At 71.4% G+C, this 8,815-nt stretch carries 9 protein-coding genes and 1 pseudogene; 4 read left to right on the top strand and 6 right to left on the bottom strand.

All coding sequences use genetic code 11. From position 1 onward, the window contains the following. Nucleotides 1-313 precede the first annotated feature (313 nt). Nucleotides 314-419: pseudogene (locus tag Vau01_RS65730) on the top strand (sigma factor-like helix-turn-helix DNA-binding protein); the annotation flags it as partial. Between the two features lie 123 nt (nt 420-542). Here Vau01_RS65730 and Vau01_RS52630 read toward each other — a convergent pair. Genes Vau01_RS52630 through Vau01_RS52620 form a run of 3 tightly spaced genes read right to left on the bottom strand, consistent with a single transcriptional unit; the run spans nt 543 to nt 2,461 of the window. Then, on the bottom strand, nt 543-920 hold the full coding sequence (locus Vau01_RS52630; RefSeq protein ID WP_204009052.1) for a nuclear transport factor 2 family protein: 378 nt from the start codon (nt 918-920) through the stop codon (nt 543-545). Next, nucleotides 917-1,876, bottom strand: a complete 960-nt coding sequence (locus Vau01_RS52625) for a DUF389 domain-containing protein (protein WP_308440524.1) — start codon at nt 1,874-1,876, stop codon at nt 917-919. The genes Vau01_RS52630 and Vau01_RS52625 overlap by 4 nt, the downstream gene beginning before the upstream one ends. A gap of 33 nt (nt 1,877-1,909) precedes the next feature. Beyond that, nucleotides 1,910-2,461, bottom strand: a complete 552-nt coding sequence (locus tag Vau01_RS52620; RefSeq protein WP_204009050.1) for a CGNR zinc finger domain-containing protein — start codon at nt 2,459-2,461, stop codon at nt 1,910-1,912. 55 nt (nt 2,462-2,516) lie between these two features. Between Vau01_RS52620 and Vau01_RS52615 the strand changes: the two genes are divergently transcribed. Both Vau01_RS52615 and Vau01_RS52610 read left to right on the top strand, forming a co-directional pair. Beyond that, nucleotides 2,517-3,470 carry a DMT family transporter gene (locus Vau01_RS52615; protein ID WP_239152690.1) on the top strand — a complete coding sequence of 318 codons (954 nt, stop codon included), beginning with the start codon at nt 2,517-2,519 and terminating at the stop codon, nt 3,468-3,470. Next, complete coding sequence (locus Vau01_RS52610; protein ID WP_204009048.1) at nt 3,467-4,294, top strand: GNAT family N-acetyltransferase; 828 nt, start codon at nt 3,467-3,469, stop codon at nt 4,292-4,294. The genes Vau01_RS52615 and Vau01_RS52610 overlap by 4 nt, the downstream gene beginning before the upstream one ends. A gap of 78 nt (nt 4,295-4,372) precedes the next feature. Here the strand turns inward: Vau01_RS52610 and Vau01_RS52605 are convergent, their stop codons facing one another. From Vau01_RS52605 to Vau01_RS52595, 3 genes are all read right to left on the bottom strand, one after another. Further along, entirely contained in the window at nt 4,373-4,753 is a 381-nt protein-coding gene (locus Vau01_RS52605) for a DUF1330 domain-containing protein (RefSeq protein WP_204009046.1), read from the bottom strand. A 270-nt stretch (nt 4,754-5,023) separates the two neighbouring features. Then, nucleotides 5,024-6,442 carry an Rv2686c family ABC transporter permease subunit gene (locus Vau01_RS52600; RefSeq protein WP_204009044.1) on the bottom strand — a complete coding sequence of 473 codons (1,419 nt, stop codon included), beginning with the start codon at nt 6,440-6,442 and terminating at the stop codon, nt 5,024-5,026. Further along, nucleotides 6,439-7,305: an ABC transporter ATP-binding protein gene (locus tag Vau01_RS52595; protein WP_204009054.1), complete on the bottom strand. Its 867-nt coding sequence runs from the start codon at nt 7,303-7,305 to the stop codon at nt 6,439-6,441. The genes Vau01_RS52600 and Vau01_RS52595 overlap by 4 nt, the downstream gene beginning before the upstream one ends. Nucleotides 7,306-7,342: 37 nt before the next feature. Between Vau01_RS52595 and Vau01_RS52590 the strand changes: the two genes are divergently transcribed. After that, nucleotides 7,343-7,924: a TetR/AcrR family transcriptional regulator gene (locus Vau01_RS52590; protein WP_204009042.1), complete on the top strand. Its 582-nt coding sequence runs from the start codon at nt 7,343-7,345 to the stop codon at nt 7,922-7,924. The last annotated feature ends 891 nt before the right edge of the window (nt 7,925-8,815 follow it).

Raw genomic sequence — 8,815 nt, 5'->3', positions numbered from 1 at the left:
CCACCTGATGGCGTACCACTCCCCGCAATGGATCTCCGCGTACTCCTACTGCTGGGCCATGGACGCACTCACCCAGCATGCGACCACCTGCCCGACCGGCCTGGACGGCTGGGACGCATGAACCCCGGGTGGGGTCGGTCGAGCCAAACCAGGTCGCCACGGACCGGCGGCGCCGGGAGAGGTTCAGGCAGTGGCGGCGGTGAACAGCGCAATGACCGCGCCGCCGGGGTCGGCGACCAGGGCGGAGGCGCCGGCCGGCCCGGCTGTCCGGTCCCGGACGGTGCTGCCGCCGAGCGCGGTGGCCTGCTTGGCGGCGGTGCTGATCCTGCGCGACGTTCTCGGCTGGTCGGCCCGCGAGGTCGCCGACCTGCTCGGCACCACGGTCGCCGGGGTCAACAGCGCTCTGCAACGCGCCCGCGCCACGCTGGCAGCAGCGCCCACGCCACCGACGGCCGTGGTCGACGATCGGCAGCGGCGGGTCCTCGACGCGTTCCTGCCGGCCTGGCACGCCGCCGACTTCGGGCTTTCCGACCGCCCGTGACCTACACACCCAGCGTCCGCCGGTTCTCCGGGGTGTCGTCATGAACCTGCCAGCGGGCCACCCGACCGTCGCGGACGATCGCCGTCCACAGCGCCGGGCCGGTGAGCGTCGGTTCGGAACAGACCGAGTGCCCGGTCACCCCGACCGTGTTCCCGGCGACGGTCACGACGTCGAAGACGTTGCGGTAGTCCGGGAACGCGGCGAAGAAACCCTGCCACGCGTCGGCGCACGCGGCCCGTCCCGCGACGGTGGCGCCGGTCGTGTCGACGAAGAGGTGGTCGTCGGTCATCATGCCGGTCAGCCCGTCGAGGTCGCGGTCACTGATGAAGTCGTTGAAACGGCGAACGACCAGGGCGGGATCGGCGGCGTGAGGCGTCACCGCCGGACGGTACCAAGCTCGGTGCGACGCCTACCGGCATGGCGCCCGGCGATCAGTTGGACGAGAAGAGTCAGCACTCCGGCGACGACGATGGCCACGAGGTTGATGACGAGTTGCAGCGTCGAGCCGGCCGCTTCGTGGCCGACGCCGTAGGCGATCGCGACCGCGGCGTTGGCCGCGGCCGGCACGGTGGTCACCGAGATGAGGACGCCGACCAGGGTGCCTGCCTTGGCCGAGGTCAACGAGAGCATGCCGGCGATGCCGGCCAGGAAGCCGACCACCCAGGACAGGGCGTCCGGGCGCCAGATGAAGTCGGTCAATGGCCGTTCGGCGAGCAGCATCGAACTGTCGACGAGCCCGGCGGCGGTCAGTAGCCAGGTGGTCAGGACGGTCACCGCCATCCCGACGGCGAAACCCACGACGAGGGTGACGGTCGAGCGGCGCACCAGCCGGCCGCGGCGCTGGACGATGCCGACGCACACCGCGGCGAGCGGACCGAACTCCGGGCCGACGACCATCGACCCGACGATGAGGATCGGCTGGTCGAGGAGCACACCGATGCTCGCGATGACCGTCGCCACGATCATGAACACGACGTAGGACCACGACAGCTGGGTCTCCTCGCCGGTCTTCTCCTCGAGTTCCTGCCATACGACGGCGTCCACACCCAGGCCGGGGACCCGCCGCGCGGCGCGCCGGGCCGCCGACGACAGCGCGGCGTCGACGTTCTCCATGACGATCGCGCCGTCGTGGTCCAGGCCGAGGCCGCGCAGGGCGTCGAGGACGTCGGTCGCTCCTTCGCGGACCACGTCGAACTCGACGAGATCGCCGGCGGGTGAGCGGGCCGCGCCCGGTACGACGATCACGTGGACGACGGCTTCATCACCGGCCAGCAGCGCCTCGACCCGTGCCGTCGACGCGGCGGGCGAGATGACACGCACGTGCATCATGTCCATCCCGCGATCTTCCCAATGAACGCCGACCGCTACCTACCGTGCGGGTTGGTGGCGGGCCCGGAAGGTGGCGATCTTGGCGCGGTTGCCGCAGTTGGCCATGTCGCACCATCGGCGGGATGTATTACGTGACTGGTCCACATAGACCCAGCGGCAGTCGTCGCCGCGGCACGCCTTGACCCTGGGCCAGCCGGGTCTGGCCATGGCCCGGAGCAACGCCGCGACGGTGGCGGCCCCGATGTCGCGGGCCAGGTCGCCGGAGGGGTCGGCGCGCAGCGTCGGGGTGGCGCGTAGGTCGAGGCGCAGGGTGAGGGTGTCCAGATCGGACGCCTGGCCGGGGTGGGCCTCGATGCCGTTGTTGCGCAGGGCGAGACGACGGATCACGGCGCGCAGGTCGCGCAGCATGGCTACGCCGTCGTCCGGGGCGGACCGACCGCGACGGGCGGGCAGAGGCGGGCCGACGCTGCGCCACCAGGCGCGGACCGAGCCGGCGTCGGCGAACTCGTCCCGCTCGCCGTGCGCGGTGTTGGCCACGGCGACGAGTAGCTCCTCGTCGGCCAGGCCGGGCCAGTCGACCGGCGGTGTCATGTAACCACCGTACCCCGTTTATCGGTTGACGTCTTTCGTAACCGGTGTAACCGTTATGGCGGTTGCGTCGCCGATCGTGCGGCGCCGGCGGGAGGCGACCGTGGCTGTGGACACCGGGCCGGGCGTCCGGCTGCGGTCGGGCGAACCGGCGCTGCTGCTGTCGGCCGCGCTGTACGGGGTGAGCACCACCGTGTCCGTCGTGGCGCTGCGGATCGTGCGCCCGGCCGACCTGCTTGCCGTGGAGATCGCCGGCGCTGGTGTGGCGCTGCTGGTCGTGGCGGCGGCGCGGGGACGTCTGCACCGGCGGCGCGCGCTGCGGCAGGTGCTGCTCGGCACGTTGGTGCCGGGGTTGGCGTTCCTGTTCGGCGACCTCGGCCTGGCCCGCACCAGCGCGTCGAACGGCAGCCTGCTGCTGGCAGCCGAGCCGTTGCTGTCGGTGCTGCTGGCCGTGGTCGTCCTGCGCGAACGCCTGACGGGCCGGGCGGCCGCGGCGTTGGCGGTGGGGTTGGCCGGCGGGGCGCTCGTCGCGATCCAACCCGGCGCGAGCGCGGGCCGTGACGTCCTGCTGGGCAACGTGTTGGTCCTGCTGGCCGTGGTGGCGGCCGCGGCTTTCCTCGTCGCCACCCGCCGCTACAACGACGACGACGGTGACGGGCTGGCCGCGAGCGCGTGGCAGGGCGTCGGAGGCGTCCTGACCGCGGCGCCGTTCGTCGCCGTCACCTGGACGACCGGCGGCACGCGGCTCGGCGCGGCCGGAACCACGGGTTGGCTCGCCTGCCTCGCGGTGGTCGCGTGCGGCGCGATCGCCGGGGTCGCGTTCAACCGGGGCATCGCCCGGGTTCCCGCCGCCCGGGCCGGCCAACTGGCGAACCTGACCCCGGTGGTCGGCACACTGACCGCCGTGGTCTGGGTCGGCGACCGCCCGTCACCGCTTCAACTGCTCGGCGGCGCCGCCATTCTCGGCGGCCTCGCCCTGCTCCTGCACGACCCGACCGAGGAGTCCCGATGACCCTGTTCTGCGACACCGGCCTCGCCGCGCGCATCGAGCGCGCGGAGGCCGAACTCATCGCCGCGTGGAACGCCGCGACCCGCGACCGGCTGCATCGGGCCGCCGGATTCGCCGTCCCGATCGCGGGCGGCGTGGCCAGCTACGCCGAGCCCGACTCGCCGATCAACAAGATCGCCGGGCTCGGCTTCGCCGGCCTACCCGACCTCGCCCGTGTCGAAGACGCCTACGCCGAGCGGGCAACGCCGGTACAGGCCGAGGTCGCCAGCCTCGCCGACCCCGAGCTGCTCGACCTGCTCGCCGGCCGCGGCTACCGGTTGGTGTCGTTCGAGAACGTCCTCGGCCGCCCGCTCGGCGGTGCCGTCGAGCCGGTCACGCCACCCGGGGTCGAGGTCCGGCCCTGCGGCGACGACGAGTTCGACGACTGGATGCGCGTCGTCGTCGACGGTTCGCTGCACCCCGACGATCAAGGTGCCCCGGCCCACGAGGAGTTCCCGCGCCAGATCCTGGAGAACGCCGAACGCGACACCCTCCGGCTGGTCCGGCGCTACCTGGCCCTTGTCGACGGGGTACCGGCCGGGGGCGGCAGCAGCCGCGTCACCGACCGGATCGCCCAGTTCACCGGGGCCGCGACCGCGCCACCGTTCCGCCGCCGCGGTGTCCAGATTGCCCTGCTGGCGGCGCGACTGGCCGACGCGACAGCGGCCGGTTGCGAGACCGCCGTCATCACCGTGCAACCCGGCTCCAAGTCACAGCAGAACGCCCAACGTCGTGGCTTCGCGCTGCTTTACACCCGGGCGATTCTGGTCAAGGAACCGCACCGCTGACCCGGTTCTCGTTGCGGTGCCGGCCCGGCGGCGACGGAAGCCGGTCAGGCATGGCGCAGCGGTGGCGGCTCCAGGTGGTCAGATCGGGTCCGTGGCGCCCCACGGAACCGTCGGTTGCAGGACCGCCTCGCGTAACGCGGAGGTACGCAGGTGCGTGATCTGTTGGTACTCCGGATCGGCGACCATCCGGCTGAACACCCGCCGGGACGGGTAGCGCACGATAAGGACCGCGTCCCACTGCTGGCCGTCCTCGGCGACCAGCGCCGTGTCTCCGTCGCCCGCGTAGACGACCTCGACGCCGTACCGGGGAGCGAACGTCTCCTGGAAGGCACGGGCATACCGTGTGTAGCTGTCCCGGCCGCCGTCAGCGAACCGGAGCAGGTTGAGCATTACTACCGGGCTGTCCGGATCGCCGGCCAGGAAATCGGCCAGATCCTTGCCGGTGGGGTCTACCGCCATGATCGTTCCCTTCGCCGTCGCGTCGGCCCGGGGCGACGACCGGCCGCTGGACGCGCTGGTCGTGACGATAACGGTCGTGGGTTCGCGCCGGGCGTAGACGACTGTCGCAGGTGGGCCGGCACGGCGTCGCATCGTTCTGCTGATCGCCGTTCTGGTGTCGGCGTCTGCGCCGCGCCGTGCGCGCCGCGACCAATGAGGTTCAGCCTGCCGAGCCTGGCCTCCCCTGGTCGGAGGTTCCGCCACGGCGGCAGGACCGACCCGGTTCCGCCCTCAGCCGAGGCGGTGGATGACCCGTCGGGTGAGCGCGACGAGCCAGGCGACGGTGCACGCGAGTCCGGCGAATAGGAAGGTCGGGTCGGTGCCGGGCCAGGATCGTGTGATCCAGTAGGTCGGGAACGGTGTCAGCAGCCAGCCGGCCGGTCCGGTAATCCACCAGGCGGCGATCGGGACATAGGCCGGCAGCGCCAGCGCTTTATCCGCGGTGACGCCCTGCACGCGGGTGCGGGCGACGGCGAGCGTCGCGAGGGTCATCAGGGGCGCCAGCGGGACGGCGAGCAGCAGTGCGCCGGTCGCCGACATGGCGACGAGGCCGCTCAGCGGAGCGGCGACCGCGAGGCCGGCCGCGCTCAGGACCGTGACGCACGTGAGCCGGTAGGCGAGGTATCGGCGGATGCCGACCGGCGAGGTCCGCACGACGGCGAGCGTGCCGTTCTCGAGCTCGTCGAGAATGATCAGCGCGCCGGTCATGCCGAACGCCGCCGGCACGTGGACGGCGACGGCCAGTATGACCAGCGCCGGCTCGTACGGTGCCAGGTCGACCCCGCGGTTGCTCCGCAGCCACGCCGCCAGGGGCGGATAGCCCAGGCGCAGCGCGAATGCGAGCAGCAGCGGGCTCAGCGCCACCGGGGCCAGCATCGTGTCGCGGCTAATGTTGCGCAGATCGGCCCGGGGAAACACCAACCAGCGGGGACGATCCGGCAACCTCCGCACGTGCGTGGCGGTCCGGCCGGTCGCTCCGTCGAACGCCGTACGCAACCGCCAGGTGGCGAAGGCCAGGGCCGCCACAGCCCACAGCGCGAGGTAGACCAGCAGCGGGCCGGCCCGATAGGGCGAGTCGTCGCCCAGGAGCATGAGCGCGCCGGTCGTGGGTGTGGCGTACCACAGCACTCCGGTCAGCAGCCCGATGGAGACCGCCAGCGGGACGGCGAACAGCAGCACCATCGGACCCGTCAGCGCCACCATGAAACTCACGAACTCGCTCCTGCGCACGGCGACACCCGCCGCGACCGCGAGCAGCATCAGCCCGGCCACAGCGATCGCCGGAAGGGCGGAACCGAGCTGACCGGAACGCCGGCCCGCGATCAGGACCGGCACCGCGCCGACGGTGGTCAGCACGGTCAGCGGCGCGAGCCTCGCGATGACCCGTTCCCATGACCGTGCCGGGCTGACGGCCAGGGCGGCGGCGGCACCGCTGGACCGGTCCGTGACGGCCAACGCGCCGATGAACAGCGTGCCGACGGTCATCGTCTCCAGGAACAGCAGATACGGCGCGGCGACGCGTGCCGCCTGGGCCGACAGCACGAGGAGCAGCGCCGACCAGCACGCCGCGAGACCGAGTACCGTCGCCGGGATGCCCAGCCGCCACTGCGTCCGCAGTTCATGGCTGAGCAACGCGCCCAGCCTCGTCACGGCGAACCGACCGGCGCTTGGCCGGCGACGGCGATGAACACGTCAGCGAGCGCGGCCTCGCGCGTGTGCACCGTCTGCACCCGACCCGTGGCGAGCAGCGCGAGCAGGGCCCGATCGTCGGTCGTCGGAAACTCGGCGTGCCGAAGTTCGCCGGCCTCCGTGTAGTCCACCATGACCGAGGGACGACCGTACGCGAGCCGGAGGCTGCGCGGGGTATCGACGGCGACGATGCCGCCGGCACGCATGAACGCGACCCGGGTGCACAACTCCTCGACGGCGGCCATGTCGTGGGTGGTCAGGAAAACCGTCCGGCCGGTGTCGGCCTGCGCCCGGATCACCGCCCGGACGTCGGCGGCGTTGACCGGATCGAGGCCGGACGTCGGCTCGTCGAGAAACAGGACATCGGGCCGGTGAAGGAGAGCGCGGGCCAGGTTCAGCCGCATCTTCATACCCTTGGAGAACGTCGCGGCGCGCTGATCGGCGGCGTCGGCGAGGCCGACGGCGGCCAGCACCTGTTCGGGCCGGTCCGTCGGCCGGTGGTAGAGGGCGGCGAAAGCGGCCAGGTTCTCCCGGGCGGTGAGTTTGGGAAGGTATGCCGGCAGCTCGAACCCGACGCCGATCCGCTCGTACAGGTTCCGGCCCCAGCGGGCGACCGGCGTACCGAGCACCTCGGCGGTGCCGGCGTAGCGGCGGTGCTGGCCCGTGAGCACGCGCTGAGTCGTGGATTTGCCGGCGCCGTTCGGTCCGAGCAGCCCGAATACCTCGCCCGGGGCCACGGTGAAGGCGATACCGGCCACCGCGTCAGCCGCGGCACCGGGATACCGCACCCTGAGGCCCTCGACCCGGATGGCAGATTCCTGCATCACGATGCAAATTTATATGGTGATGTAAATTTGTGCCATGGGTCTTCGGGAGAGGAAGAAGGAGCAGACGCGCACGGCGTTGGTCGTGGCCGCGGCGCGGCTGTTCACCGAGAACGGATACGAGCGGACGACGGTGGCAGAGATCGCCGCGGCCGCGGAGGTCTCGACGCGGACGTTCTTCGCCTACTTCCGCGCGAAGGAAGACGTCCTGTTCGCGGGCACCGACCAGCGGTTGGCCGCGATCGCGGAGGGGTTCGACACGATCCAGGCCACCACTCCGCTGGAGACGATGCAGCGGATCGTCGAACACGTCCTCGCGGCGTCCGACGACATGGCCGACGCCGGGCGACTGACCATCCTGTTCAGCAGACCCGAGTTGCAGGCCCAGGCACTGCAACGGCTCATCGCCGCGGAGCGGCTGATCGCCGGGCGGCTGCGCCGGGCCTATCCCGACCGCCTCGACGACACCCTGTCCCGTTCGGCGGCCGGTGCCCTGGTCGGTGCATTGGTCGGGACGGTGCTGGCCGGCGTCGAGCGGGGAGATCCGCGCGAGGCGTTACGCGAACAGATTCGGCGTGCTCTCGCGCTCCTGAACGACGGGCTTCACACGCTGGAGTGACCCGACTCGTCACGGGCAGTGCTCAGGTCAGGTACATGACCCCCAGGGCCGGCGGGTGACTCAGCGGATGACAAGGTCGAGCCACACCATCTTCCCGCTCAGGTCCCGGGAACCTTTCGGTGAACACCCTAGCCGGTGGCGACCGCTTCGATGATCGCCATTCCACGACCCATTTCATGATCGGTTCCGAATCTGCCGGCCACGACGACGGGTTCGTCGAAGGCCGGTCACGCACGCTCAGCCGGACTCGCGGGCCGTGTAGCTGCAGGCACACCTCGGTCACTTCGCCGCCGTGGACGATGCCGTTGGTGATCAGTTCGCTGGCCACCAATTCGAGGTTGTCGGCCAGCGCCTCGGCCGGCGGAGCCGGCAGGAACTTCCGTAGGCCCCACAGTGCCCACGCCCGACCGGTCGACGTGGTGGAAGGAACGGCGCCGTGTGGCGGAGACCAACAGATCGGTCGCTGTCCGGATTCGGGGACCGGTTCGTTAGGCATGTCCTCAGCGGGCCGTTCTCCGCTTGCCGCCTCGCCGCTCACATGGGCGGCGTGCACCGGTGTTCCAGTCGGTTGTCGTCCGACGGGCACATGGGCGGCGGCGATCAGTAGACAGCGGTGCTGTGCCCGTCGGACAGGAGTGGACGCTTCGGACGGCGGCCGAAATCTTGGCCAACCTGCGGTACACGGGTCGGCAGGTGTGGAACCGGCAGCGTACCGATCACAACGAGAGCGGGCCGGGGGACAAGCGTTCCAGCCGTGGGGTGGTGCGGCGGTGGAACCCCGAAGGACGAGTGGGTGATCTCCGGTCGGATCGTGCATCCGCCGCTGGTGAGCGAGGCGGACTTCGTCCGGGTCCAATCGATCGGCGCGGTTGCGTCGCCTGAGGGAAGCCG

The organism is Virgisporangium aurantiacum (assembly GCF_016863635.1).
GTDB classification, from domain to species: domain Bacteria; phylum Actinomycetota; class Actinomycetes; order Mycobacteriales; family Micromonosporaceae; genus Virgisporangium; species Virgisporangium aurantiacum.
This window is presented reverse-complemented; position numbering and strand designations above follow the sequence as displayed.